Below are 24,353 nucleotides of genomic sequence, written 5' to 3'. Positions count from 1 at the left end.
GTATCAAATGCGCGATCCTGGCAAGATTTCGCCAAGGCGCAGAGTGGCGCAGGCAAGTTCTTGCCAAAAGTTTTAACACGCTGCGCGGCAAATGCATATCTGCCTTGCGTTTCGAACTTGGCACGAGCTTTGCAAAGCTCGGTCCAGCCCTAATGGGCCAACCTTTTGGGAGGACAACATAATGAAATCCATCGTCACCAAACTCGCGGCAGGCCTCGTCGCCGTATCGGCACTTACCGGCATAGCCCTTGCCCAGGAATATCCCAGCCAGCCCGTCACCATCGTCGTGCCCTTCGCCGCCGGCGGTCCGACCGACACCGTGACCCGCCTTGTCGCCGCCGCGATGAGCGAAGATCTGGGCCAGCAGGTCGTGGTACAGAATGTCGGCGGCGCCGGCGGTACGCTTGGCGCTGGCCAGGTCGCAGCTGCAGCCAATGACGGTTATACGCTCTTGCTGCACCATATCGGCATGTCGACCGCGCCGGCGCTTTATGCCAGCCTGCCGTTCGATCCGGTGACCGACTTTGCGCCCATCGGCCTTGTCACCGAAGTGCCGATGACCGTCGTGGCCCGCAAGGATCTCGAGCCGGCCGATATTGGTGCGTTGATCACCTTCATCAAGGAAAACGGCGAAAACATCACCTATGGCAATGCCGGTATCGGTGCTGCCAGCCAGCTCTGCGGCCTGCTGCTGCAGGATGCGCTGGAGGTCAAGATGACCGAAGTGCCGTATCAGGGCACCGGTCCGGCCATGACCGATCTTTTGGGCGGCCAGATCGACATGATGTGCGACCAGACCACCAATACGACGAGCCAGATCCAGGCCGGTGAGATCAAGGCCTATGCCGTGACGACCCCGGAACGCGTCGCCATTCTGCCTGACCTGCCGACCCTGGCCGAAAGCGGCGTGCCGGACTTCAACCTCTCCGTCTGGCACGGGCTTTACGCTCCGGCTGGCACCGATCCGGCGATCATCGAACGGCTGACCGCATCGCTCCAGGCTGCCCTGGCCGATGAAAGCGTTGCCAACAGCTTTGCCGAACTGGGCACCGCGCCGGTCGCCGCCGACCAGGCGACGCCCGAAGCGCTCGCGGCACAGCTCGAAAGCCAGATCGGCCTTTGGGGCGAGGTCATCTCGGCGGCCGGCGTTTCGGCTCAGTAAGCACAATAAGGCGGGCGCCGCTCACCGGCGCCCGTTCCATTCCGGTCTTCGGGAGGAAGACATGGCCGTCAATGTTTCGCGGAACGATCTTGCCGCGGGGGCGATGTTTGTCGCCTTCGGCAGCTATTTTGCGATCGAAGCGCTCAAATACGAATTCGGTACGCCGTTCCGCATGGGCCCAGGCTTCATGCCGGTGCTGTTGGGCGGCATTCTCGTGGCCTTGGCGTGGCAGTGGCTGCGCAGGGGCTGCGAAAGGGCGCGGACGATGCAGCGCCGCCCTGGCCGTGGCGCGGCTTTGTTCTGGTGCTGGGCACGATCCTTTTCTTTGCAGCGACGGTTCGCGGCCTCGGCTTTCTGCCCACCGTCACCATTGCGACCTTTGCCGTCGCCATGTCGAGCACGCGCAATTCGGTGCTGTCCTCGCTGGTCATCGCGATCGGGCTTTGCGTGCTCTGCTACCTGATCTTCGTCGTGGGGCTCGGGATGATCATCCCGCTGGTCGGACCCTGGCTGCAGTTTGGAGGCGCTTGAGCCATGGATCTCTTCTCATCGCTTTCGCTCGGCTTTTCGGTCGCGCTCGATCCGTTCAACGTCCTTTATTGCTTTCTTGGCGTGTTGCTGGGGACGCTGGTCGGCGTGCTTCCCGGCATCGGTCCGACGGCGACCATCGCCATGCTGTTGCCGATCACCTTTTCGCTCAATGCGGAAACGGCGCTGATCATGCTCGCCGGCATCTATTACGGCGCCCAGTACGGTGGCTCGACCACCGCCATCCTCATCAACCTGCCGGGCGAATCCTCGTCAGCCGTGACCGCCATCGACGGCTATCAGATGGCGCGCAAGGGCAGGGCGGGTGCGGCGCTGGCAACGGCCGCCATCGGCTCCTTCTTCGCCGGCTCTGTCGCGACCTTTATCCTTGCCGCCTTTGCACCACCGCTCGCGCGTGCGGCTCTCAATTTCGGGGCGCCGGAATATTTCTCGCTGATCGTCCTGGGGCTCCTGGTCTCGATCGCGCTGGCGCATGGCTCGATCCTCAAGGCGCTGGCGATGATTGTGCTCGGGCTGTTGCTCGGCATGGTCGGGCAGGACATCTATACCGGCACGCCGCGCTTCACCTTCGGCGTCCGCGAAATGTTCGGTGGTCTTAACTTCGTCGCCGTGGCGGTGGGTGTGTTCGGCATCGCCGAAATCCTGCGCAATCTCGAAAACGAGACCGAGCGCGAAGTGGGGGTAAAGAAGGTCACCAACCTGTTCCTCACGCGCGAGGATATCCGCCGCATTATCGGGCCGATACTGCGTGGCACGGGCCTCGGCTCGATCCTCGGCATCCTGCCGGGTGGCGGACATATTCTTTCGTCTTTTGCCTCCTATTCGGCGGAAAAGCGGCTCTCCAAGCACCCCGAAGAGTTCGGAAAGGGGGCGATCGAGGGCGTGGCGGGACCGGAATCGGCGAACAATGCCGCGGCGCAGACAAGCTTCATTCCACTGATGACGCTGGGTATTCCAGCGCATCCGGTGATGGCGCTGATGATCGGGGCATTTATTCTCCAGGGCATTACGCCCGGCCCGAACGTCATCAACGAACAGCCGGCGCTGTTCTGGGGCATTATCGCCTCGATGTGGATCGGCAATCTCCTGCTCGTCATCCTCAACCTGCCGCTGGTGGGACTGTGGGTGAAGATGCTGTCGATCCCCTATCGCGTGCTGTTTCCGGCGATCGTGCTCTTCGCCTGTATCGGGACGTTCTCGATCAACCAGAACATCTACGATATCTACGCCATCGCCTTTTTCGGGCTCGTTGGCTACCTGCTGATCCGCTTCGGCTGCGAACCGGCGCCGCTGCTGCTCGGCTTCGTGCTCGGGCCGCTGCTGGAAGAGCATCTGCGCCGCGCCATGATCATCTCGCGCGGCGATCCGATGATCTTTATCGAGCGCCCGATCTCGGCGACGCTGTTGGGGCTGGCTGTCGCGGCGGTGCTGATCGCGGTGCTGCCCTCGATCCGGCGCAAGCGCAAGGAAGTGTTCGTCGAGGACGATTGAGGGGCTGAGGAAGGCCCCTCACCCGCCGCTTCGCGGCGACCTCTCCCCCGGAGGGAGAGGTCGGAGTGCCAAACGCCGCGGAGCGGCACCTCTCCCTTGGGAGAGGTCGGCCGTAGGCCGGGTGAGGGGGCCTTAACTTACCGGAACGCCGGGATCACATGCCGGCCGTAACCGGCGATAATTTCTTCTTCGTCGCCGCTGTCGAGGTAGATGTTGAACTGCGTTACGCCGGCGGCTTCCAGTGCGTGGATCTTGCTGATGTGCTCGTCCGGTTCGCCGAGGACGCAGAAGCTTTCGACGACGTCGTCGGTGATGAAATCGAGATAGGGATTATCGGCCTGGCCGTGCTTCGAGTAGTCGTAGCCGCGGCGTTTTTCGATGTAGCTGGTGAGGCTTTGCGGGACCTTGTCGCTGTCGGAGCCGTATTTTTCGACGATATCGGCGACGTGATTGCCAACCATGGCCGGAAACCACTTGACCTTCTCGATGGCGCGCTTCTTGTCGCCGAAATAGGCGGGGGCGGCGGCCATGGAGCGGTAGTTGCTCATGTCCTTGCCGGCCAACTGGCCGGCTTCGATGCACTGGTCGGTGAACCACTTGCAGAGCCCCGGATCGGCGATCTGCAACACCACGCCATCGGCGCTTTCGCCGGCGGTCTTAAGGGCTAGTGGGCCGTAGGCGGCGATCCAGCTTGGCATGTCGTGACCGACCGCCCAGGGGAATTGCACGGCAGCGGGAATTTCGCCGTAGGAGACCTCTTCGCCGCGGACCATGGCCTTGGTCTTGTCGATGAATTCGGCGACGCGCTTGAGGGTCGCGGGCTTCTTTCCCATGACGCGCATGGAACTATCGCCACGGCCGACCGCGAGGTCGAAGCGGCCGCCGGATTGCTTGGAAAGCGAGCCGAAAATCGAGGCGGCGACGGACCAGTCGCGCACGTCCGGGTTGGTGACGAGGGGGCCGAAACGCATGTCTTGCGTGTGTTCCATGCACATGGCGATGGCGGCGTAGCAGTCGCGCCAGAGGATGTGGCTGTCATAGAACCAGCAATAGGAGAAGCCGGCATATTCGGCGGCGCGGACCAGGTAGCGCGCGCGATCCGCTTCGATAAAGCCCTTGAAGGTAATGCCGAATTCCATGTTTCCCCTCACCGTCAAAAATTTGACCAGTCGATCAAAATTTGTGCGGCGGCACGGCGATTGTCAATCGGGATTCGGTGCAGCGTCGTCGAAGACGATGAGGGGCCTGAGCGGGTCTTTGCTGTCACCGAGGTGAGCATGGACGCCGTAAACCGAGAGCATCAGCGCGGATGTGAGCACAATGTGCGGTGGCCCCTCGGCAATAAAATGACCGTTTGCCAAAACGACGAGATGATCGCAGTAGCGAGACGCGAGGTTGAGGTCGTGGAGCGCGAGGACGATGGTCGTGCCGGTTTCGGCTTTGCGCCGCAAAAGCGAGAGCAGTTGCAGCTGGGCGCGAATGTCGAGGTGGCTGGTGGGCTCGTCGAGGAGAAGCAGGCGCGGCTCTTGCGCCAGCGCACGGGCGAGGTGGACGCGCTGCTGCTCGCCCCCGAAAAGAGTCGAGAAGCGGCGGTCGGCGAAGGCGGTCATGCCGGTTTCGACGAGAGCGGATTGATGATGGCCTCGTCCGCCGGCGAGGGCTCGGCCTGCCAGGCGGGCTCGAAGGGGATGCGGCCGAGGGCAACGACGTCGCGGACGGTCAGGCGCTCTTCGGTGGAGGCGGATTGCTCGACATAGGCGACGAGGCGGGCGCGATCGCGCCGGTTCAATTGGGGGAGGTCATGCTCGCCGAAATGGGCGGTGCCAGTTGCGGTGGTTTGACCCAGCAGAGCCTGGAGCAGCGTGGATTTGCCGGCGCCGTTGGGTCCGATGAGGCCGGTAACGGCGCCAGTGGGCGCGGAGAAGCTGACGCCCGAGAGAATGGGCCTGCTGGATTTGTTGACGGAGAGGTTTTCGACGCGGAGGCTCACGTGACTCTCCGATAGCGGAGGAGGATGAGGAGGAAGATCGGCGCGCCGAGAAGCGCCGTGATGATGCCGACGGGGAGTTCGCGCGGGTCGAACAGGGTGCGGGCGGCGGTGTCGGTCCAGAGCATGAAGAGGGCGCCGACCAGCATGGCTTGCGGCAGCAGCAGGCGGTGGCGGGCGCCGAGCACGAGGCGGACGATGTGTGGCACGACGAGGCCCACGAAACCAATGGCGCCGCCGATCGACACCATGATGCCGGTGAGGAGGGCGGTGGCGGCCAGCAGGGTCCAGCGCAGGCGCGGGACGTCGATGCCGAGAGCGGCGGCGGCGCTGTCGCCAAAGGCAAAGGCATCGAGCGCGCGGGCATTGAAAAGGATGACCGGGGCGCCGAGCAGCAGGGCCACGCCGACGAGACCGGCATCGGACCAGAGGGCGCCGGAAAGCGAGCCCATGAGCCAGCTCAGGATTTCACGATAGCTGTCGCCGGTGGCAGACCAGAAGATCAGGAACGAGGTCGCGGCAGTCGCCAAGGCTGAGATGCAGATGCCGGCAAGGATGGCGCGTGAGGGGTGGCGCCGCCGAGCAGGCGAGCGATGGCAAGGGCGAGAAGGAGGGCGCCAAGGCTGCCGAGGAAGGCTCCGACCGGCATCAGAAGCGACGCACCGGCGAGAAGAAAGAGCACGGCGCCGAGGGCAGCACCTGAGGAAAGGCCGAGGAGATAGGGGTCGGCCAGAGGATTGCGGGTGAGCGCCTGCATGACCGTGCCGGACAGCGCGAGGCCGGCACCGGTGGCCATGGCGACGAGGACACGGGGAGGCGCAGTTCCCAGATGATGGCGTCGCGGAGGCGCGAGGCGGGGGCGTCGGCGAGGCCGATGTGGTGGAGGATGGAGGTCCAGACTTCGGCAGGGGTGATATCGGCGGGGCCGATGGTGACGGCGAGGAGGGCGCTAAGAATGAGAAGGAAGGTTAGGAGGGCGGGTTGGGTGGCGCGGTTCATCGATGAACCGTGTTTGAGGTGAAGACCCCACCCGACCTCCCCCGTAGGGCGGGGAGGAGCCTGCTGGTGGGTGGGGACAGATCGAGCCAAAAACAGCGATCTGCCCCTCCCCCGCCTTACGGGGAGGTTGGGTGGGGGTTTTTGGTCATTGAGCGAAGCTGAGTGCAGCAAGCTGCTCGGCCATGTCCATCGCGGCCGGGATGGTGCGGACGCCGGCTTCGGAGGCGGGGAAGGGGATGATGAGGTAGCGCTCGTTCTTGACCGCTTCGAGTTCGCGCGTGATCGGATTTTCGGCGAGGAGCTGTTTTTTTGGGTTGCTGAATTCCAGGCGGCATCGACGAGGATGATGACATCGGGATTGGCGTCGACCACGGCTTCCCAGCTTGCGGAAATCCAGCCCTCGTCGACGTCGCCAAAGATATTCTCCAGGCCCAAGAGCTCCATGACCATGGCAGGGGCATTGTTGCCGGCGCCAACATAGGGAGCCTTGGTGCCCGACGAATACCAGAGGGCGGTGTGGCCTTCGCCGCGCGGTTCGATCCGGCCGAGCATTGCGCGCTGGCCCTCGACCAGCACGTCGGCATCGGCATCACGGTCGAAGATGTGGCCCATTTCGCGGAATTCGTCGAACAGCACGTCGGTGGTGAGCTTGGGTGGCTTGATCGAGCGGCAGGCGGCTGGCGCCACATAGGTGTTGACGCCGAGTTGCTGGAGCGTTGGGCGTTCTCCGGCGCCGTCGGCGGCAAAATTGCTTTCCCAGCCGCCATAGATGAAGTCGGGTTCGGTTTCGAGAATGACTTCCTGGCTGGGGAGCTTGTCGGAAAGCACCGGCAGACCGGTCTCAAGCGCTTCCGGCAGCGGCCCGTCCTGGAAGCCGACGCCGACGATACGATCGGCAAGGCCCAGCGACAGCAGGAGTTCGGTGGCGGTCGACTTGATGGCGACGGCGCGCTCGGGGGCAGCGTCGAAAGTGACGCTCGTGCCGCAATTGTCGATCGTCAGCGGATAGGTGGTTTGCGCCAGGGCAGGCGTGCTGAGCAGCAGGAAGGCGAGGGCGGCGAAGCGCATGGGTTTAGTCCTGACGCTGCTTGGATGCGGCTTTGAGCTCGGCCAGCGCAGCCTGGTAGCCGAGGCGATAGGCTTCGGCGGAGCCAAAGCGAAACATGTCATCGTCGCCGGTGCGGGTCAGGGTCCGCGCGCCAGGAGCGTCGAGGCCCTGCACGTAGCGGCCGAGGCCGCGAACGACGGCAACGGGTATGTTGCTGGTCTTGCCTTTGACGAGGTCTGCGGCGCCGGCGATCTCATCGGCGATGACGGCCTGCGTCACGTGCAATGGGCGGCCATTGGCGTCGACGGCGCCGCGCAGGTCGTCGGTCAGTTGCAGGCCGGCGGCGCCGATCGCCATATCGGTCTGGCCGACGCGCCAGGCCCGGCCGATAGTGTCGGTGATGATGATGGCGATGTCGATGCCAAGCCGCTGGCGCAGACCGGCGCAAAGACCGAGCGCGGAAGCGTCGGGATCGAGCGGCAGGCGCAGGGCCGTGCCTTCGGGCACATTGGACATGTCGATGCCGGCCGCGGCCATGACGAGGCCCTGGCGGGTTTCGACGATGCGAAACGTGCCGCCGGGATGGACGCGTTCTGCGACGACGCGAACGGTGTCTTCGGCGATGGCGCGCTCGCGCTCGGCGGCAGGCACCTGCATGCCTTCCGATTTCGAAACGATCTTCGAGGTAACGACGAGGATGTCGCCGGTTTGGAGGGCGAGGTCCGGGTCGGTTTCGGCCTGGCCGGCGACGGCATCGGCGATCAGCGCGACGAGGTCGTCACCCGCGGCAACTTCCGGGATGCCGGTAATGCCCCAGACGGAAAAACGGGCAGTCATTTCCGCAGCCTCGGTAGGATCTCCCGGGCGTAGAGATCGAGGAAGCGGCTTTGGTCGGGGCCGGGGGCGTGGAAGACCAAATGGTCGAAGCCGTAGTCGATATAGGTCTGGATCCTGGCGACGTGTTCGTCCGGGTCGGAGGACACGATCCAGCGCTTGGCGACGCGCTCGATCGGCAGGGCGTCGGCGAGACGTTCCATTTCCTCGGCATCCTGCACGGAGTGTTTTTCCTCGGCGGAGAGGGAAAGCGCGGCCCAGTGGCGGGTGTCGTTGAGGGCGCGATCGGCATCGGTGTCGAAGGAGACCTTAACCTCGATCATGCGCTCGAAGGGTTTCGTCTTGAGTTCGCTTTCGGCGCGGCCGATTTCGACATTGGGCAGGAGTTCCTGCGTATAAAGTTCGGCGCCCTTGCCCGAGGTGCAGATGAAACCGTCGCCGGCGCGGCCTGCATATTTGGCGTTGAGCGGGCCGCCGGCGGCGATGTAGATTGGCACGGGCTCGGCGGGCTTGTCATAGATCGTGGCGTTGACGGTCTTGTAGTATTCGCCTTCGAAGGAAACGCGATCCTCGCTCCAGAGCTTGCGGATCAGCCGGACGGCCTCGCGCAGGCGGGCCGAGCGTTCCTTGAGTTCGGGCCATTCGATGCCGGTGGCGGGCACTTCGTTGAGGCCCTCGCCGGTGCCGACGCCGAGGATCACGCGGCCGGGGAACATGGCGCCCATAGTGCCAAAGGCGTGGGCCACGACGGTGGGATGAAGCCGAAACGTCGGCGTCAGCACGGAGGTGCCGAGCACGATTTTTTCGGTGCGCGCGAGCACTGCAGACATCCAGCCCGGCGCAAACGGCGCATGGCCGTCGGTGTGCTTCCAGGGCTGAAAATGGTCGGAGACCCAGACGCTATCGAAGCCGGCCTGTTCGGCCTCGACGGCGAAATGGAGGAGATCATTGGGGGCGAATTGTTCCGCCGATGCCTTATAACCGAACCGCATGCCGTCCCTCCGCTCGATATTTGATCGTTTGGTCAAAAATTGTCGATAGTCAAGCGGGCGCGTGCTAGGGCCAAGGGCAACAAGAGCTATTCTAGAAGATGGACAGAACGATGAAAGTGATTTTCGACACCGATCCCGGCATCGACGATGCGATGGCGCTGCTTTACCTTAGCAAGCTGCCCGAAATCGAACTGCTCGGCATCACGACGGTGGTCGGCAATGCCAGCATCGAGAAGACGACGCGAAATGCGCTCTATCTGCGCCAGCGATTCGGCATTTCGGCACCTGTGGTGCAGGGCGCCGGCGAAACGCTTGACGGCGTCAAGAAGCAGGAGCCGGCGATTGTTCATGGCGACGACGGACTTGGCAATATCGACATTCCCGAGGTCGACCGCAGCGGGCTCGACAGGCGGGTGGCGAGCCAGTTCATCATCGATACGATCAAGGCCAATCGGGGCGAGGTGACGATCATCGCCGTGGGTCGCATGACCAATCTGGCGCTGGCGCTGCGGGCCGAGCCGGGCATTGCAAAACAGGTCAAGCAGGTCATCATCATGGGCGGCGCCTTCGGCTACAAGGGCCGGAGCGGCAATGTCACGCCGCTGGCGGAAGCCAATATCCATGGCGACCCGGTGGCGGCGGACGAAATGTTCGCGGCGGAATGGCCGGTGGTCGTGGTGGGGCTCGACGTGACCCATGACATCGTCCTGGACACGGACTATCTCGCCGCGTTGTCGCGCGATGTGGGCGCCAATGGCGAGTTGCTGGCTAAGATGAGCGAGCATTATGCCCAGTTCTACAACAACATCATGGGCATCAATGGCGTGGTCGGGCACGATCTTCTGGCGGTGACCTATGCGCTGCATCCCGAATGGTTCGAGACCCGGCGCGGGCCGATCGTGACCATTACCGAGGGCCTGGCAACCGGACAGACGGCGCAGATGCCGGAAACGCGCAAGGGTGGCGACCCGGCCTGGTCCAGCCGGCCGGTGCAAACGATCTGCACGGAAGTGGACGGGCCCAAGGTGCTGGAGCATTTTCGGGCGACGGTTGCGGGCTAAGGTTCCGGCGCCGCGGAGCTTTCATGGTGAGGTGCGAAGCGTAGCGTAGCCTCGAACCACGAGGGCGGGTGGCCAGGATCGTGCCACGCCTCGCCCTTCGAGGCTACGCGTGCGCTCCGCGCCTCAGGATGAGGCTACTGGGGCAAAATAACGGCTCATCAGAGTGCTGCGACCACGCCGCACGAAGCCACTTTACATATAATAGTACTTTATGTAGCGTCCTCCCACTGCCGGAAGCGAAACGCCCGGCGGTTTTTGGGAGGACTTCATTGTGAGCATCATCACCAAGCTTGCCATCGCGGCAGGCCTCGCTACCGCCTTGTCTACCGCTGCCTTCGCCCAGGCCGACCTGAGCGGCAAGGTCATCGGTTTCTCGCAGATCGGCTCGGAATCCGGTTGGCGCGCTGCCGAGACTTCGGTCACCCGTTCGGAAGCCGAAGCCCGCGGCGTTGACCTCAAGTTTGCCGACGCGCAGCAGAAGCAGGAAAACCAGATCAAGGCGATCCGCGGCTTTATCGCCCAGGGCGTTGACGCGATCCTGGTTGCCCCCGTTGTCGCCACCGGTTGGGACGACGTTTTGACCGAAGCCAAGGAAGCCGAGATCCCCGTCGTGCTGCTCGACCGCGGCGTCGATGCACCGGAAGATCTCTATCTGACCTCGATCGCGTCGGACCAGGTCCTCGAAGGCCGCGTCGCCGGCGAATGGCTGGTCGATGCCGTTGCCGGCGAAGACTGCAACGTCGTTGAACTGCAGGGCACCGTGGGTTCGAGCCCGGCCATCAATCGCAAGCAGGGCTTTGAAGAAGGCATTGCTTCGGCCTCCAACATCAAGATCACGCAGAGCCAGACCGGTGACTTCACCCGCGCCAAGGGCAAGGAAGTCATGGAAGCCTTCCTCAAGTCGTCCAATGGCGGCGCCGATATCTGCGCGGTTTACGCCCATAACGACGACATGGCGGTTGGCGCCATCCAGGCGATCAAGGATGCCGGCCTCAAGCCTGGCACCGACATCAAGGTGGTCTCGATCGACGCCGTCCCGGATATCTTTACCGCCATCGCGGCCGGCGAAGCCAATGCCACTGTCGAACTGACCCCGAACATGGCCGGCCCGGCTTTCGACGCCCTGGCTGCCTACTGGGCCGACGGCACGGAACCGGAAAAGTTCATCATCACCGAGTCCAAGCTCTACACCGCCGAAAACGATCCGCAGGGCGAATACGAGCGCCGCAAGGGTCTCGGCTACTAAGCCGTCCTCAACTCACGCATGGTGTCATCCCCGCTCGAGTGGGGGTGACCTTCGTTTTACGCTTTGGAGGGGGCGATGGGCGAGCAGTCTTACGCGCTGGAAGCGCGCGGGATCGTCAAGGTCTTCGGCAATCACGTCGCACTCGACAATGTCAATTTCGGCCTGCTGCCCGGCGAAGTGCATGCACTTTTGGGCGAGAATGGCGCGGGCAAATCCACGCTGATCAAGATCCTGACCGGCGCTTACCAGCCCACGGGCGGGCAGGTATTGGCCGACGGGGTGGCGGTGACACTCGACAATCCCCAGCATGCCCAGAAATACGGCATCGGCACGGTTTACCAGGAGGTCAATCTCCTGCCCAATCGCTCGGTCGCGGAAAACCTCTTCCTCGGTCACCAGCCTACCCGCTTCGGCTTCGTCGATCGGCGCAAGATGGAGCGCGACTCGCGCGAAGTGCTGAGGCGCTATGGGCTTGATCTCGATCCGGCGAGCGAGCTTGGCGCCCATTCGGTGGCGGTGCAGCAGATCGTGGCCATTGCCCGGGCCGTCGAGCTTTCCGGCAAGGTTTTAATCCTCGATGAACCCACGGCCAGCCTTGATCGCAATGAGGTCGAGCGCCTGTTCGAGATCATTCGCGACCTCAAGGCGCGCGGTCTCGCCGTCGTCTTCATCACACATTTCCTCGACCAGGTTTTTGCCATCGCCGACCGGGTCACCATCCTGCGCAACGGCAAGCTGATCGAGACGCGGACGCTGGATGGCACGACACGCACCGATGTGGTGCGGCTGATGCTGGGCAAGGATGTCGCTTTTTCCGGCGCTACCGGCGTCGAGGATGCGCGGCCGCTCGGCGAGGTCCTGCTCGACTTCAAGAATTATGGCAAGAAGCGCAGCGTGCATCCGTTCAACCTCACCATCCACAAGGGTGAGGTGGTCGGCGTCGCAGGCCTCCTCGGTTCCGGCCGTACCGAGATGGCGCGCATCATGTTCGGTGCCGATAGTGCCGATGAAGGCACGGTTACGGTCAGCGGCAAGCCGGCCAATATTTCGCGGCCGACCGATGCGATCGCCAAGGGATTTGGCTTTTTGCCGGAGGACCGCAAGGTCGAGGGCATTTTCGGCGACCTTTCGGTGCGCGAGAACATCGTCATCGCGCTCCAGGGAAAGCTGGGCTGGTTCAGTGCGCTCAGCCGCGACGAGCAGCTCGAGATTGCCGGCCGCTTCGGCGAGAGCATGGATATCCGGGCGGCGTCGCTCGACATGCCGATCAAGCTCCTGAGCGGCGGCAATCAGCAAAGGCAATCCTGTCGCGCTGGCTCGCGACCGATCCGACATTCCTGATCCTCGACGAGCCGACGCGCGGTATCGATGTCGGCGCGCATGCGGAAATCGTGCGCACCATCAACCGGCTGCGCGACGAGGGCCTGGCGCTAGTTGTCATTTCTTCCGAGCTCGACGAGGTCGTCGCTTATTCGACCCGCATCGTGGTGATGCGCGATCGCGAGCTCGTGGCCGAACTCTCCGGCGAAAACATCAATCCCGGCGTCATCGTCCAGGCGATCGCCAACCATCGCGAAGGTCCACCGGCATGATGCGCCGCGTCGTTTCCACGCTCGCCAGCCCGCAGCTCCTGGCGCTGGCCGGCGTTCTGCTGATCAACTGGTTCCTGTTTCCCCCATTCTTCCGCATCACCTGGCAGGACGGCCGTCTGTTCGGCTCGCTGATCGACGTGCTCAATCGCGGCGCGCCGGTGGCGATCCTTGCCATCGGCATGGCCGGGGTGATCGCCACCAAGGGCGTGGACCTTTCGGTCGGAGCGATCATGGCCGTCGCCGGAGCGGTGGCGGCGACGATGGTGGTGGCAGGGTATCCCGCGCCGGTCGCCGTAATCGCAGCGCTGGCGGTCGGGCTGGTCTGCGGCTTGTGGAACGGTTTCCTCGTCGCCGTGCTCGACATCCAGCCGATCATTGCCACCCTGGTGCTGATGGTTGCCGGTCGCGGTATCGCCCAGCTCATTACCGAGGGCTTTATCGTCACCTTCACCGATCCGCTGCTGATCTTTATCGGCACGGGCTCTTTCCTCGGCCTGCCGATGGCGGCGGTGATTGCCTTGGTCCTGATGATCGTCGTGACGATGATCATCCGCCGCACCGCGCTGGGCCTCTTTATCGAAGCCGTGGGCGTCAACCGGGCGGCCGCAAGCCTTGCCGGCATTCGCAGTCGCATGCTGCTGTTCCTGGTCTATGGGCTGTCGGGCTTCTGTGCTGCCGTTGCAGGCATCATCGTTGCCGGCGATATTCGCGGCGCCGATGCCAATAATGCCGGTCTCTGGCTCGAACTCGACGCCATTCTTGCGGTGGTCATCGGCGGCACGTCGCTGCTCGGCGGGCGTTTTTCGGTGCCGCTGGCCGTTGTCGGCGCCATCATCATCCAGGCCATGAATACCGGCATCCTCGTCTCCGGCTTTCCGCCCGAGTTCAATCTTATCGTCAAGGCGGGGCTGATCTTTATCGTGCTCATCATCCAATCGCCGCTCGCCACCCGTCTCGTGCCGGTGCGCTTGACCAAGGCGGAGGCGCGCAAATGAGCCGCTCGCTTCGTCCGCTCGTCGCCACGGCGGTGATCTTTGCCATCGCCTATGCTCTGGCGGTGTTCCAGTTCCCCAACATGTTCTCGACCCGGGTGCTGGGCAATTTCCTCACCGACAATGCCTTTTTGGGTATCACGGCTGTGGGCATGACCTTTGTCATCCTGTCCGGGGGTATCGACCTTTCGGTCGGCGCAGTAATCGGCTTTACCGGCGTTCTTATCGCCGTGCTGATCTCGCTGGCCGGCTGGCATCCGCTAGCGGCCTTCGCACTGGCGCTCGTAATCGCGGCAGCCTTTGGCGCGATCATGGGCTTGGCGATCCATTATCTCCAGGTGCCTGCCTTTATCGTCACCCTCGCCGGCATGTTCCTGGCTCGCGGCGGCGCTTCGGTCATTACCCGCGATTCCATTCCGGTAAACCACGACTTTTATAGCTGGATCTCGGAGCTGACGATCCGCCTCCCCGGCGGTGGCCGCCTGAGCTTTATCGGCCTCCTGATGGTCGCGATCTTCATCATCGGCGCGCTGGTGGCGCATCGCACCAAGTTCGGCTCCTATGTCTATGCTCTGGGCGGCAACGAAACCTCGGCGTCGCTGATGGGCGTGCCGGTGGCCCGCACGACCGTCGGCGTCTATATGCTGTCCTCGGTGCTGGCAGCCTTGGCGGGGATCGTCTTCTCGCTCTACACCTCGGCTGGCTACCCGCTGGCAGCGGTGGGCGTCGAACTCGATGCGATCAGCGCCGTGGTTATCGGCGGCACCTTGCTGACCGGCGGCTATGGCTTTGTCCTCGGCACGTTTATCGGGGTCATGCTCCTGGGCCTCGTGCAGACATACATCATCTTCGACGGCACGCTTTCGAGCTGGTGGACCAAGATCGTCATCGGCGGGCTCCTGTTCCTGTTCATTGTGTTGCAGCGGCTCATCTTTGCCGCATCGACACCGGGAGACAAGTCGTCCTAAGACGATGGGCGAGCCGGGTGCGGCTCGCTCCAGAAGGGCTTAAATGAGCGAGACCGGCAGCCTTATCCGTTCCCTTTCCGGGCGACGTGCTGCACGGAATTTCCACACCTTCGTCATCAACGAAATCGGCCATGCCATTGTCACCGGGCAGTTTGCGATCGGCTCGGTGCTGGCCAGCGATGCGGTGATGATGGAGCAGTATGGCGTTTCCCGCACTGTTTTGCGCGAGGCGCTGAAGACGCTGGAAGCCAAGGGCCTGGTCGAGGCACGGCCGAAGGTCGGGACCCGCGTCTCCCCGCGCAGCCGCTGGAATTACTTCGACCCTCAGCTTTTGGCCTGGCATTTCGATGCGCCGGCCGACCAAGCCTTCTACCAGAGCCTTTTCCGCGTTCGCACCTTGATGGAAACGCCGATGGTGGAACTGGCCGCCCTGCACCGCACGGCAGAGCAGGTGCGCTTGCTCAAATATTGGGTGCACCAGATGGAAACGGCGGGCGACAGCATCGAGCAGTTCGGTCTGGCATGCCTCGAAGTCCATGCCGTGATCGCCGATGCCGGGCACGATCTCTTGCTGCGCTCGGTGCTGGGAGTGGTCGAACTGACCCTGGCGCTGGCGCTGACACGGGACAAGGCGCTCGCTGGCGCGGCCTATCGCGAGCAGTCGGCTGTGCTCTTCAACCAGCTCACGCGCGCCATCGAGGGCGGCAAGCCGAGCGATGCAGCCGCGGTGCTAGCGCAAATCCGGGGGCTCGACCAGGGCCAGTTCGCTTAGGGCTGGACGGCGACGAAAGCGCAAGCCACTCTCGAAAAGAGACTATTGCGCCGGAGTTCGCCTTGCCTTTTCCCGATCTCGTTCACCCCGCCATCGACACCTACGAAAGTGCGGTGCAAACCCCTGCCGATTTCGTCCAGTTCTGGGCCTCGACCATTGCCGAAGCTCGTGCCCTGGGCGGCGAGGTCAGCATGGTGCCGGCTCAGACGACGCTCAAGCTCGTTGAGGTGTTCGACGTGACCTTCCCCGGCTTCGGCGGGCACCCGGTCAAGGGCTGGCTGATGCTGCCCCGGGAGCGCAGCGGGAAGCTGCCGCTGGTCGTGCAATATGTGGGCTATGGCGGCGGCCGCGGCTTTGCGCATGAGGGGCTGCATTGGGCCGTGTCCGGCTTTGCTTATTTCCGCATGGACACGCGCGGGCAGGGGAGCGGCTGGAGCACCGGCGCGACGCCGGACCCCGTTGGCAGCACCGGCCAGATCCCCGGCGTCATGACCAAGGGCATCTTGGATCGCAACGATTACTATTACAGGCGCCTCTTTACTGACGGCGTTCGGGCTGTCGATGCGCTGATCGACCTCGATTTCGTCGATGCCGAGCGCGTCGCCGTTTGCGGCGGTTCGCAGGGTGGCGGCATTTCGCTCGCCGTCGCGGGCATCGATGATCGCATCAAGGCGGTCATGCCCGACGTGCCGTTCCTCTGCGACTTTCCTCGCGCCATCCGCGTTGCCGGACGCGACCCTTATCTCGAGATCGTTCGCTTCCTCGCCCAGCATCGCGAGAAGGCGCAAACCGTTCATGAAACGCTGCGCTATTTCGATGGCGTCTGCTTTGCACGCCAGAGCAAGGCGGCGGCGCTTTTTCGGTGGCGATGATGGACGATGTCTGCCCGCCTTCCACTGTCTATGCGGCCTTCAAGGCCTTCGCCGGCACCGAAAAACCATGGTGGAATACGAGTTCAACAATCATGAAGGAGGTGGGCCATTCCAGGATCGGCAACAGATGGAATGGCTTAGCCAGCGCTTCCTTTAAGCGGCTGATTCTCTTTACGGCGCGCGCGGAACCTCGCTTGGTGCGCGCCGTTGCTTGCCAGCGTCAACAAATTTTCCGGAGTAAAGACAATGGCTGAAAAGCAACTGGACGACCTGTTCCTCGATACGCTCAAAGACATCTATTACGCCGAGCGCCAGATCCTTAAAGCCCTGCCCAAGATGGCAAAGGCCGCGCAGTCCCCCGAGCTTAAGGCCGGCTTCGAGCAGCACCTTGCCGAAACCGAGCATCAGGTCGAGCGCCTGCAGCAGGTGTTCGAGCTGATCGGCAAACCTGCGCGCGGCAAGACTTGCGACGCCATCCTCGGCATTATCGAGGAAGGCAAGGAAATCATGGAAGAATACGAGGGCACGCAGGCTCTCGACGCCGGCCTGATCTCTGCCGCCCAGGCTGTCGAGCATTATGAAATGGCCCGCTACGGCACCTTGGCCACATGGGCCAAGCAGCTTGGCCACACCGAGGCGCTGAACCTGCTGCTCGAAACGCTCAAGGAAGAAGAAGCGACCGACGAGAAGCTTTCGACGCTTGCCAAGTCGTCGGTCAATCTGGAAGCTGCCGAATAAGGTTTTCCGACCGAGCGTTTGGGCTATGCAGAAAAACACCGCTGTCGCAGAGCAGATCCGGCAGACCGCCTATTTCCTTTGGGAACAGGATGGTCGGCCGGAAGGCCGGGCAGTCGAGTACTGGCTGCGCGCCAAGGCGATGCACCAGCGTCGCATAGCCTTCGACCGCTGGCTGGCGGAAGGAACGCCGCCCGACCGGTGGGAAGAAAACTGGCGCGAGGCGGGTCGGACGCTGGACGAGAGCTGAAATGGAAACGGGCCCAGACGGGCCCGTTTTTTTGTGACCCCCACCCGGCCTCCCCTTCAGGAGGGGGAGGAGTGCCGCCGGGAGGCTGGGCTCGATCGAGCTCCTCCCCCCGACTTACGGGGAGGTTGGGTGGGGGCTACCCCGATGTCAGTCCTTCGCGCGTTCGACGTACGAGTTGTCTTCGGTCAAGATAACGATGCGAGTGCCTGCGTCGATGTGCGGCGGGACCATGACGCGGAGACCGTTGTTGAGCACGGCAGGCTTGTAGGAAGACGAGGCGGTCTGGCCCTTGACCACCGGCTCGGTCTCGGTGATTTCGAAGGTCATGCGCTGCGGCAGTTCCATGGAGAGCGCGATGCCCTCATGGGTCATCAGGTGCACCTTCATGCCGTCGGTGAGGTAGGCCTTCTGGTCGCCGATGACGTCGTCGCCCACCACGAGCTGCTCGTAGTTTTCGGGCTCCATGAAGTGGTGGCCTTCGCCGTCGGAATAAAGGTAGTCGTAGACGCGGTCATCGACATCGGCCTTTTCGACCATTTCCACGGTGCGCCAGCGGCCGATCACCTTCACGCCATCGGAGATGCGGCGCATGGTGACGTTCGTCACCGAATTGCCCTTGCCGGGGTGGACGTTTTCGGCCGTCAGCACGACATGCAGATTGCCATCCTGCTCGACCACATGGCCTTTACGCAGGGACGAGGCGATGACCTTGACCATATTTCTTCCTTGTTCCAAGTGCTGGCGCGGTCTAGGCAGAGCCAACCGGGCGCCGAAATTCGTTTCGTGACGGGCCCGATACAGTATTCCGCGCCCTTTCGCCAGACCGGACCGCAAGAAACCCCATGAACCAGTCCAACGCATCGGCGGAGACGCCCTGGTGGCATCCGCATCGCCATGCCGATCGTCGGCCGGCCCTCTTGGCGCGGGCGCGCTTCGAGATCAACGTGCGCAAGTGGATGCTGGACAATGGCTTCATCATCGTCGATCCGCCGGGGCTCGTGCGGTCGCCGGGCAACGAGACCCATCTTCATGCCTTCGAAACGGAGATGATCGGCAATGACGGGGTGGGGCAGGCAATGTATCTCCACACTTCGCCGGAATTTACGATGAAGAAGCTCTTGGCAGCGGGCGAAACGCGCATTGCCAGCCTCCAGCATGTGTGGCGCAACCGGGAGCGGTCGGCGCTGCATCATCCGGAATTCACCATGCTCGAATGGTATCGGGCTGGGGAGCCATACGACCGCATCATCGAGGATGTGCTCGAGCTGATCCGCATCGCTGCGGCAACGACGATGACCGAACGCTTCGGTTTTCGCGGGCGGGAGTGCGATCCGCATGCGCCGGCCGAAAGGCTGAGCGTTGCCGATGCTTTCCAACGCTTTGCCGGCGTCGATCTTTTGGCAACGATGGACGAGGATGGCGTGCCCGATGGCGAGGCGCTGGCGGCGCAGATGACGGCGGCGGGCATGCGCGTGCCGGAGGATCGCAGCTGGAGCTATCTCTTTACACAGATCCTGGTCGACAAGGTGGAGCCCGAATTGGGCAATGGGCGCGTCACGGTGCTCGACCGCTATCCGGCATGCGAAGCGGCGCTGGCGCGGCGGGTGCCGGGGACCGGCGGGTGTCGGAGCGGTTCGAGGTCTATGTTTGCGGCGTCGAGCTGGCCAATGGCTTTGGCGAGCTTACCGATGCGGGTGAGCAGCGGCGGCGCTTCGAGGCGGAGATGGCAGAGAAGCAGCGCATCTATGGCGAGCGCTATCCGATCGACGAAGAATTCTTGCAGGCTCTCGACTTAATGCCGGAAGCGAGCGGCGTGGCGCTGGGGTTCGACCGGCTGGTAATGCTGGCGACAGGTGCGCAGCGGATCGAGGCGGTGCTGTGGGCGCCGGTGGCGGAATGACCGTGGCGATCAAAAGCGTGGACGCGCTGCGCAACGCCGGGCTGGTGGACGATGATCCGGCGCTCGATGCCGTCGCGCAAAAATATGCCGTCGGAATCACGCCGGCCATGCTGGCGCTGATCGACCCGGACGATCCCGATGATCCCATTGCCCGCCAGTTCGTGCCGACAGCTCCAGAGCTGCTGACCACCCCGGACGAGCGGGCGGACCCGATTGGGGATCTCAGTCATTCGCCGGTGGAGGGGATCGTCCACCGCTATCCCGATCGGGTGTTGCTCAAGGCGGTGCATGTCTGCCCGGTCTATTGCCGCTTCTGTTTCCGCCGCGAAATGGTAGGCCCGCAGGGGTTGGGGACGCTAACGCCAGCGGAACTGGACGCAGCCATCGGCTATATCGCGGCGCACGAAGAAATCTGGGAAGTGATCCTTACCGGCGGCGATCCGCTGGTGCTGTCGCCGCGACGGCTACGCGCCATAACCGAGCGACTGGCGCTGATCCCGCATGTCAAAATCGTGCGCTTCCACACCCGCGTGCCGGTGGTCGAGCCCGAGCGCATCGATGCCGACATGATCGCGGCGCTCAAGGCCAGCGGCAAGACCACCTATCTTGCCGTGCACGCCAACCATCCTCGCGAGTTGACCGAAGCCGCGACGGCGGCATTCGATCGGATGATCGAAGCCGGGGTGATGCTGATCAGCCAGACGGTGCTGCTGCGTGGTGTCAATGACAGTGTCGAAACGCTGGCGGCGCTGATGCGCGGTTTCGTCGAAAACCGCATCCGGCCCTATTACCTGCACCACCCGGATCTTGCGCCGGGTACGGCGCATTTCCGCCTCGGCATCGAGGAAGGACAGGCACTGGTGTCAGCGCTGCGAGGCCGGATTTCTGGCCTTTGCCAACCTGTCTACGTGCTCGATATTCCCGGGGGCCACGGCAAGGCGCCGATCAACGCCGCCAATGTCCGTGGCGGCGATGGCTGTTTTACCGTGCGCGACTGGCAGGGTGGTGAACACCCTTATCCGCCCACCGATTAGTCGGACGGGCCGCTGAGCCCGCCGACGCGATTGCCGAAGCCGGGCTTGACATCTTCGCCGTTGAATTCGGCATCGGCGGCCTCGTTAACGTCCTGAATGGTTTCGGCTTCTTCCGGCTTGGTCCAAGGCACCGTACCGCCCTTGTTGAACTCGCGGTTGGCCTCTTCATTGGCTTCGGTGGTCTCGTTGCGGTCGGTCATGGGCAACTCCTCTACTGACCAGACCAACGAATGCGCCTTTGGCGGGTTGCTTTATGACAGTGCCCGCCCTGCCGGAAAAATGCCGGACATGACGATGAAGCCCGGCACGCGGCGGACGCGGTCGGTCCAGCGGCGGAGGGCTGGGTAGTCCTGGCGGGCGATGCCGCCTTCTTCCGAGAGCATCACATAGGGAAAACAGGCGATGTCGGCGGTGGTTGGGTGCGCGGGTGAACAAAGCCAGTCGCGGCCCTGTTTTTCGCCGAACCACAAATGCTCGTCCATCAACCGGAAGATGCGGTGCGCTTCGCGCTGAGCGCGGGGAATGTCGTAGTCGTGCCCATAGCTCAGCGCCAGCCTGGCGGCAGCGGAGCTGCCGGTGATGCCATCGGCAATGCCGTGCCAGCGGAGCACTTCGGCGGTGATGGCCGGATCGTCCGGAAACCATTGGCCGCTGGCATCATACTTTTTGGCCAGATAGGCGAGGATGGCGCCGCTATCGGCGAGCACCAGATCGTCGTCCTTGAGCACCGGCAGCTGGCCAAACGGATTGAGGCGCAAGAACCAGTCGGCCCGGTTCTCGCGACCCGGAAAATAGTCGACCGGGACGATGTCATAGGACAGGCCGAGGATGCTCATCAGCAAGCGCAGCTTGTAGCAATTGCCGGAGAGTTCGAAGTCGTAAAGGGTGATCATAACGCCGCTGCCAACAGTATGCGCCTCCCTCCCCCTTGAGGGGAGGGAACGAGGGTGGGGGTGATTGCGTGGTCCGCTGATGGACCCCCACCCCCAGCCCCTCCCCTCAAGGGGAGGGGAGGGATAGGCCTGTGCCGTCAAACTGCCAAAGCATCAGATATCCAGCACCAGCCGCTCGCCCTTGGCGCGGCTGACGCAGGTCATGATGCAGGTGTTGGAGGCTTTCTCGCTTCTGTTGAGATAAACGTCCTGGTGGTCGACTTCGCCTTCGATGACGCCGGTGAGGCAGGTGCCGCAGGCGCCCTGTTCGCAGGAAGAAGCGACGGTCAGCCCATTGTCGCGCATGGTTTCGAGGATGGTCTTGCCGGCGGGGACATGGAGCGTCATGGCCGAGCGGGCCAGTTCCACGTCGAAGGCCGATGAGGCGTCGACCGGCTTGGTGTTCTGGAAATATTCGAAGTGGATTGCCTCGTCGGGCCAGCCGAGAGCGGTTGCCGTTTCCTGCACCATTTCCAGCATCGAGCCGGGGCCGCAGATATAGACGTGGTTGGCAAATTGATAGGGGCCGAGCAGTTCGGCAACCTTGGCTTTGACCAGCTCGCGACCGAGCCCGACATGGGTATCGACGCGGCCGTGCAACACTTCGAGCTCGCTTTGGAAGGCGACGGTGTCGCCGTTGCGGACGAAGTAATGGAGCTCATAGGGCAGGCTGGACTTGTCGAGAAAGCGCGCCATGGAGAGGAGCGGCGTGATGCCGATGCCGCCGGCGATCAGCAGCGTGCGGGTCGCGTCGCGGCGGAGCGGAAAATTGTTGCGTGGCTCCGAAATGGCGAGCACGTCGCCTTCACGCACGGTCTCGACCAGAATTTTGCTGCCACCCTTGGAGGCGCTCTCCTGCTTGACGCCGATGACGTAGCTTAAAAGATCGCCGGGTCCGTTGGTGATCGAATATTGGCGAACAAGACCATTGGGCAGGTGGACGTCGATATGGGCGCCGGGCTGGAAGGTCGGCAGGTGCTTGCCGTCGCGATCGGCCAGTTCAAAGCCGATGACGGCATCGCCCGACTGCCACTTGCGCTTGACGACGACATTGAGCGTGTTGCCGCGCGGTACGGCGACGTCGGGCATGGTCGAGAGTTCGACCGAGACTTTTTCGTAAGTGGGCTCGAGCGGTTTGGGCGCAGGTTTTTCGCGGCAGCGCGCTCCAGGCGGTCGCGCAGCTTGCTCAGCATTTCATTGTAGTGCCGGAGGGTGGTGATCTCGTCAGCGGGCTGTTCGGGCAGGAGGCCACGGATCACGGAGCGGTCGGCATCGACGGGCTGGACGAAGAAAATGGCGCTGCCGAGCTTTACGGCAAGGTTGGGCAAGATGTCGGCGGGCTGATCGTCGGGGGCAAGGCGCATCAGGCCGGCAACAACATCGTCGGGCGTCGCCGTGACAGGGATGGGGCGCAGGGCGAACCAGCTGTGACCTTCGGAACCCTCGAACGGCGAAAAGGGCTGGTCGTCATTGGCGGCGGACCAGATCAGGCCGAAGGCTTCACGCACTGGATATTTGCGGTTTTCGATGCGGCGGGCCGGCGCGTCAGCCGGGTGGGCGGGGATATAAGTGCAGCCGGCGGAGCGATTGGCATAGCGCCAGCCGTGATACTGGCACTTGAGCTCCTGGCCCTCGTTGATGCCGATGGAAAGGCGCACGCCACGATGAAGGCAGCGGTTTTCCCAGACATTGACGTTGCCGTCATCGGCGCGCCAGACGGCAAGCTCGCGGCCGAGCAGCTGACCCTGATAGACATGACGAAACGGCAGGTCATCGCTTGAAGCGATGGGGTACCAGGCGGGGTCCGAGAGGCTGAGGGGCATGTCGATCAGATCCGAAGAGTTGGATCGCGCCACGATCTCTTTAGTACAACTCGTCGCCCTGGCGTACGGGGCGATGCGATGCTTTCAAGACCTCATCCTGAGCCTGTCGAAGGAGGAGGTCGGGCACTCCGTGGCTGCGACCTCGTGGTTCGACAAGCTCACTATGAGGTCTTGGTTCATTTAACTCGCGACCGGGATCACCCCATATGTGATCCCCTTCTGGCTGAGCCAGCGGCGGTAGGCGATGGCAGATTTGTCGGCGCGGATCGGAGTTTCGGAGCGCGGGTCGAGCGGCAGCTTTTTGGGGTACTGGTTCTCGAGGATCGGCTTGTCCTGGCCGAAGATCGTCTGCTGGAAGCGGCGCAGATCGGTGATGGTCGAGGTGGAATCGATCATCGACTGCAGGAGATGTGCGCGGCAGCGTTCTTCGGTCATCGGCTGGAGGAAAATGCCGATGACGTCGCGGCGGCTTTCGTCTTCCGGGCAGGATTTATAGAGCACCGAGCAGAAGGGATGAGGCACCCGATAAACGTATTCAACTTCCATCGCCGTGGTCGCGGACTTTGCGGCACGCGGCTGCATGAAGCGGCATTTGGTGGCCAGAACCTCGTCGCGTTCCTCGGACACCTCGACGTCGTATTCCTTGACCTCGGTATGTGGTTCCGAGCCGAGGATGTCGGTGTGGACATAGGGAAAATGCCCCATGTCGAGAAAATTCTCGACGGCGCGCGGTGCCGAAACATGGATGGCGATCGAGCCGCAGCTCATGTTGACGCGATCGGGTTCGGCAAATTCGGGGATCGGGAAAAGCGCGGCTGGCGCCGTGCCGAGGCAGGTCCAGGTATAGCCATAGGCGGTGCGCACCGGCAGGCGCTCGAGAACCGTTTCGGCATCGATTTCGTCGCCATTCTGCTCGTCGCTGCGCAACCAGACCACCGGCTCGCCATCGATACCGCGCGTCAGTGCCAGCGGCGTATCGAGGAGGAGCGTAGTTTCGACGAGGCCGATGCGCAGCTCGTCGGTGGCGGCAACGACATGCCAGAGATTGCGGGTGATGGTGTCTGGAGCTTGGGGCATGGTGCTACAATAATGCGGGCTCACCCTGACGCAAAAC

At 63.2% G+C, this 24,353-nt stretch carries 23 protein-coding genes and 4 pseudogenes; 14 read left to right on the top strand and 13 right to left on the bottom strand.

Going from position 1 to position 24,353, the window contains the following annotated elements; all coding sequences use genetic code 11:
- The first annotated feature begins 181 nt into the window (after positions 1-181).
- The 3 genes from G5575_RS12560 (at position 182) to G5575_RS12550 (ending at position 3,202) form a co-directional block, all read left to right on the top strand.
- Entirely contained in the window at positions 182-1,162 is a 981-nt protein-coding gene (locus G5575_RS12560; RefSeq protein WP_164534585.1) for a tripartite tricarboxylate transporter substrate-binding protein, read from the top strand.
- A gap of 225 nt (positions 1,163-1,387) precedes the next feature.
- Positions 1,388-1,693, top strand: a complete 306-nt coding sequence (locus G5575_RS12555; protein WP_164534584.1) for a tripartite tricarboxylate transporter TctB family protein — start codon at positions 1,388-1,390, stop codon at positions 1,691-1,693.
- Positions 1,694-1,696: 3 nt separating this feature from the next.
- Positions 1,697-3,202, top strand: coding sequence for a tripartite tricarboxylate transporter permease (locus G5575_RS12550; protein WP_164534583.1), 1,506 nt, complete (start codon positions 1,697-1,699; stop codon positions 3,200-3,202).
- A 137-nt stretch (positions 3,203-3,339) separates the two neighbouring features.
- On the opposite strand, the gene G5575_RS12545 is transcribed toward G5575_RS12550, so the two are convergent.
- The 7 genes and pseudogenes from G5575_RS12545 to fgd form a co-directional block, all read right to left on the bottom strand.
- Entirely contained in the window at positions 3,340-4,341 is a 1,002-nt protein-coding gene (locus G5575_RS12545) for a TIGR03842 family LLM class F420-dependent oxidoreductase (protein WP_164534582.1), read from the bottom strand.
- A gap of 63 nt (positions 4,342-4,404) precedes the next feature.
- Complete coding sequence (locus tag G5575_RS21185) at positions 4,405-4,812, bottom strand: ABC transporter ATP-binding protein (protein WP_207633117.1); 408 nt, start codon at positions 4,810-4,812, stop codon at positions 4,405-4,407.
- Positions 4,809-5,192, bottom strand: a complete 384-nt coding sequence (locus G5575_RS21180; protein ID WP_207633116.1) for an ATP-binding cassette domain-containing protein — start codon at positions 5,190-5,192, stop codon at positions 4,809-4,811. Before G5575_RS21180 ends, G5575_RS21185 begins: the two co-directional genes overlap by 4 nt.
- A pseudogene (locus G5575_RS19420) lies at positions 5,189-5,946 on the bottom strand (iron chelate uptake ABC transporter family permease subunit). Before G5575_RS19420 ends, G5575_RS21180 begins: the two are co-directional and overlap by 4 nt.
- On the bottom strand, positions 5,838-7,256 hold the full coding sequence (locus G5575_RS12530) for an ABC transporter substrate-binding protein (RefSeq protein WP_207633115.1): 1,419 nt from the start codon (positions 7,254-7,256) through the stop codon (positions 5,838-5,840). Before G5575_RS12530 ends, G5575_RS19420 begins: the two are co-directional and overlap by 109 nt.
- A gap of 4 nt (positions 7,257-7,260) precedes the next feature.
- Entirely contained in the window at positions 7,261-8,073 is an 813-nt protein-coding gene (gene cofE / locus G5575_RS12525; RefSeq protein WP_164534581.1) for a coenzyme F420-0:L-glutamate ligase, read from the bottom strand.
- Positions 8,070-9,062 carry a glucose-6-phosphate dehydrogenase (coenzyme-F420) gene (gene fgd / locus G5575_RS12520; RefSeq protein ID WP_164534580.1) on the bottom strand — a complete coding sequence of 331 codons (993 nt, stop codon included), beginning with the start codon at positions 9,060-9,062 and terminating at the stop codon, positions 8,070-8,072. Before fgd ends, cofE begins: the two co-directional genes overlap by 4 nt.
- A 110-nt stretch (positions 9,063-9,172) precedes the next feature.
- Between fgd and G5575_RS12515 the strand changes: the two genes are divergently transcribed.
- From G5575_RS12515 to G5575_RS12475, 9 genes and pseudogenes are all read left to right on the top strand, one after another.
- Entirely contained in the window at positions 9,173-10,123 is a 951-nt protein-coding gene (locus tag G5575_RS12515) for a nucleoside hydrolase (RefSeq protein WP_164534579.1), read from the top strand.
- 319 nt (positions 10,124-10,442) lie between these two features.
- Positions 10,443-11,369 carry a galactofuranose ABC transporter, galactofuranose-binding protein YtfQ gene (gene ytfQ, locus G5575_RS12510; protein WP_207633144.1) on the top strand — a complete coding sequence of 309 codons (927 nt, stop codon included), beginning with the start codon at positions 10,443-10,445 and terminating at the stop codon, positions 11,367-11,369.
- A gap of 75 nt (positions 11,370-11,444) precedes the next feature.
- Positions 11,445-12,961, top strand: a pseudogene (locus tag G5575_RS12505) (sugar ABC transporter ATP-binding protein).
- Positions 12,961-13,956, top strand: coding sequence for an ABC transporter permease (locus G5575_RS12500; RefSeq protein WP_164534765.1), 996 nt, complete (start codon positions 12,961-12,963; stop codon positions 13,954-13,956). Before G5575_RS12505 ends, G5575_RS12500 begins: the two are co-directional and overlap by 1 nt.
- Positions 13,953-14,921 (top strand): galactofuranose ABC transporter, permease protein YjfF, encoded by a 969-nt coding sequence (gene yjfF, locus G5575_RS12495; protein WP_164534578.1) that lies wholly within the window; start codon positions 13,953-13,955, stop codon positions 14,919-14,921. Before G5575_RS12500 ends, yjfF begins: the two co-directional genes overlap by 4 nt.
- Positions 14,922-14,964: 43 nt before the next feature.
- A complete protein-coding gene (locus G5575_RS12490) occupies positions 14,965-15,693 on the top strand; it encodes a FadR/GntR family transcriptional regulator (RefSeq protein WP_164534577.1) in 729 nt (242 codons plus the stop codon).
- Between the two features lie 113 nt (positions 15,694-15,806).
- Positions 15,807-16,819, top strand: a pseudogene (locus G5575_RS12485) (acetylxylan esterase).
- A complete protein-coding gene (locus G5575_RS12480; protein ID WP_164534576.1) occupies positions 16,812-17,303 on the top strand; it encodes a YciE/YciF ferroxidase family protein in 492 nt (163 codons plus the stop codon). Before G5575_RS12485 ends, G5575_RS12480 begins: the two are co-directional and overlap by 8 nt.
- A 25-nt stretch (positions 17,304-17,328) precedes the next feature.
- On the top strand, positions 17,329-17,550 hold the full coding sequence (locus G5575_RS12475) for a DUF2934 domain-containing protein (protein WP_164534575.1): 222 nt from the start codon (positions 17,329-17,331) through the stop codon (positions 17,548-17,550).
- Positions 17,551-17,697: 147 nt separating this feature from the next.
- On the opposite strand, the gene efp is transcribed toward G5575_RS12475, so the two are convergent.
- Positions 17,698-18,267, bottom strand: a complete 570-nt coding sequence (gene efp, locus G5575_RS12470; protein ID WP_164534574.1) for an elongation factor P — start codon at positions 18,265-18,267, stop codon at positions 17,698-17,700.
- A 125-nt stretch (positions 18,268-18,392) separates the two neighbouring features.
- Between efp and epmA the strand changes: the two are divergent.
- Positions 18,393-19,450, top strand: a pseudogene (epmA, locus tag G5575_RS12465) (EF-P lysine aminoacylase EpmA).
- On the top strand, positions 19,447-20,484 hold the full coding sequence (locus G5575_RS12460; RefSeq protein WP_164534573.1) for a lysine-2,3-aminomutase-like protein: 1,038 nt from the start codon (positions 19,447-19,449) through the stop codon (positions 20,482-20,484). The pseudogene epmA and the gene G5575_RS12460 overlap by 4 nt, the downstream one beginning before the upstream one ends.
- Here the strand turns inward: G5575_RS12460 and G5575_RS12455 are convergent.
- The 5 genes from G5575_RS12455 to G5575_RS12440 form a co-directional block, all read right to left on the bottom strand.
- Positions 20,481-20,684, bottom strand: coding sequence for a hypothetical protein (locus tag G5575_RS12455; RefSeq protein WP_164534572.1), 204 nt, complete (start codon positions 20,682-20,684; stop codon positions 20,481-20,483). The two genes, G5575_RS12460 and G5575_RS12455, sit on opposite strands and share 4 nt — an antisense overlap.
- Before the next feature lie 51 nt (positions 20,685-20,735).
- Positions 20,736-21,377, bottom strand: coding sequence for a glutathione S-transferase family protein (locus G5575_RS12450; protein ID WP_164534571.1), 642 nt, complete (start codon positions 21,375-21,377; stop codon positions 20,736-20,738).
- Positions 21,378-21,530: 153 nt separating this feature from the next.
- Positions 21,531-22,112, bottom strand: a complete 582-nt coding sequence (locus G5575_RS20485; RefSeq protein WP_235936000.1) for a flavin reductase family protein — start codon at positions 22,110-22,112, stop codon at positions 21,531-21,533.
- Between the two features lie 182 nt (positions 22,113-22,294).
- Positions 22,295-23,239, bottom strand: a complete 945-nt coding sequence (locus G5575_RS20480; protein ID WP_235935937.1) for a Rieske (2Fe-2S) protein — start codon at positions 23,237-23,239, stop codon at positions 22,295-22,297.
- A 180-nt stretch (positions 23,240-23,419) separates the two neighbouring features.
- Complete coding sequence (locus tag G5575_RS12440; RefSeq protein WP_164534570.1) at positions 23,420-24,316, bottom strand: aromatic ring-hydroxylating dioxygenase subunit alpha; 897 nt, start codon at positions 24,314-24,316, stop codon at positions 23,420-23,422.
- Positions 24,317-24,353 lie beyond the last annotated feature (37 nt).

The sequence above is a fragment of the Devosia aurantiaca genome, assembly GCF_011058215.1.
Taxonomy (GTDB): domain Bacteria; phylum Pseudomonadota; class Alphaproteobacteria; order Rhizobiales; family Devosiaceae; genus Devosia; species Devosia aurantiaca.
Note: the sequence above shows the minus strand (reverse complement) of the source record. Positions and strands in the feature narration are given on the sequence as shown.

Excerpts from the sequence above, each read along its gene's own strand:
- G5575_RS20480 (WP_235935937.1), bottom strand. The coding sequence starts at position 23,239 with ATGCCCCTCAGCCTCTCGGACCCCGCCTGGTACCCCATCGCTTCAAGC.
- G5575_RS12475 (WP_164534575.1), top strand. The coding sequence starts at position 17,329 with ATGCAGAAAAACACCGCTGTCGCAGAGCAGATCCGGCAGACCGCCTAT.
- G5575_RS12545 (WP_164534582.1), bottom strand. The coding sequence starts at position 4,341 with ATGGAATTCGGCATTACCTTCAAGGGCTTTATCGAAGCGGATCGCGCG.
- yjfF (WP_164534578.1), top strand. The coding sequence starts at position 13,953 with ATGAGCCGCTCGCTTCGTCCGCTCGTCGCCACGGCGGTGATCTTTGCC.
- G5575_RS12550 (WP_164534583.1), top strand. The coding sequence starts at position 1,697 with ATGGATCTCTTCTCATCGCTTTCGCTCGGCTTTTCGGTCGCGCTCGAT.
- fgd (WP_164534580.1), bottom strand. The coding sequence starts at position 9,062 with ATGCGGTTCGGTTATAAGGCATCGGCGGAACAATTCGCCCCCAATGAT.
- G5575_RS12450 (WP_164534571.1), bottom strand. The coding sequence starts at position 21,377 with ATGATCACCCTTTACGACTTCGAACTCTCCGGCAATTGCTACAAGCTG.
- G5575_RS12490 (WP_164534577.1), top strand. The coding sequence starts at position 14,965 with ATGAGCGAGACCGGCAGCCTTATCCGTTCCCTTTCCGGGCGACGTGCT.
- G5575_RS21185 (WP_207633117.1), bottom strand. The coding sequence starts at position 4,812 with ATGACCGCCTTCGCCGACCGCCGCTTCTCGACTCTTTTCGGGGGCGAG.
- efp (WP_164534574.1), bottom strand. The coding sequence starts at position 18,267 with ATGGTCAAGGTCATCGCCTCGTCCCTGCGTAAAGGCCATGTGGTCGAG.
- G5575_RS20485 (WP_235936000.1), bottom strand. The coding sequence starts at position 22,112 with ATGGCGCGCTTTCTCGACAAGTCCAGCCTGCCCTATGAGCTCCATTAC.
- cofE (WP_164534581.1), bottom strand. The coding sequence starts at position 8,073 with ATGACTGCCCGTTTTTCCGTCTGGGGCATTACCGGCATCCCGGAAGTT.
- G5575_RS12440 (WP_164534570.1), bottom strand. The coding sequence starts at position 24,316 with ATGCCCCAAGCTCCAGACACCATCACCCGCAATCTCTGGCATGTCGTT.
- G5575_RS12455 (WP_164534572.1), bottom strand. The coding sequence starts at position 20,684 with ATGACCGACCGCAACGAGACCACCGAAGCCAATGAAGAGGCCAACCGC.
- G5575_RS12500 (WP_164534765.1), top strand. The coding sequence starts at position 12,961 with ATGCGCCGCGTCGTTTCCACGCTCGCCAGCCCGCAGCTCCTGGCGCTG.
- G5575_RS12530 (WP_207633115.1), bottom strand. The coding sequence starts at position 7,256 with ATGCGCTTCGCCGCCCTCGCCTTCCTGCTGCTCAGCACGCCTGCCCTG.
- G5575_RS12480 (WP_164534576.1), top strand. The coding sequence starts at position 16,812 with ATGGCTGAAAAGCAACTGGACGACCTGTTCCTCGATACGCTCAAAGAC.
- G5575_RS12560 (WP_164534585.1), top strand. The coding sequence starts at position 182 with ATGAAATCCATCGTCACCAAACTCGCGGCAGGCCTCGTCGCCGTATCG.
- G5575_RS12460 (WP_164534573.1), top strand. The coding sequence starts at position 19,447 with ATGACCGTGGCGATCAAAAGCGTGGACGCGCTGCGCAACGCCGGGCTG.
- G5575_RS12515 (WP_164534579.1), top strand. The coding sequence starts at position 9,173 with ATGAAAGTGATTTTCGACACCGATCCCGGCATCGACGATGCGATGGCG.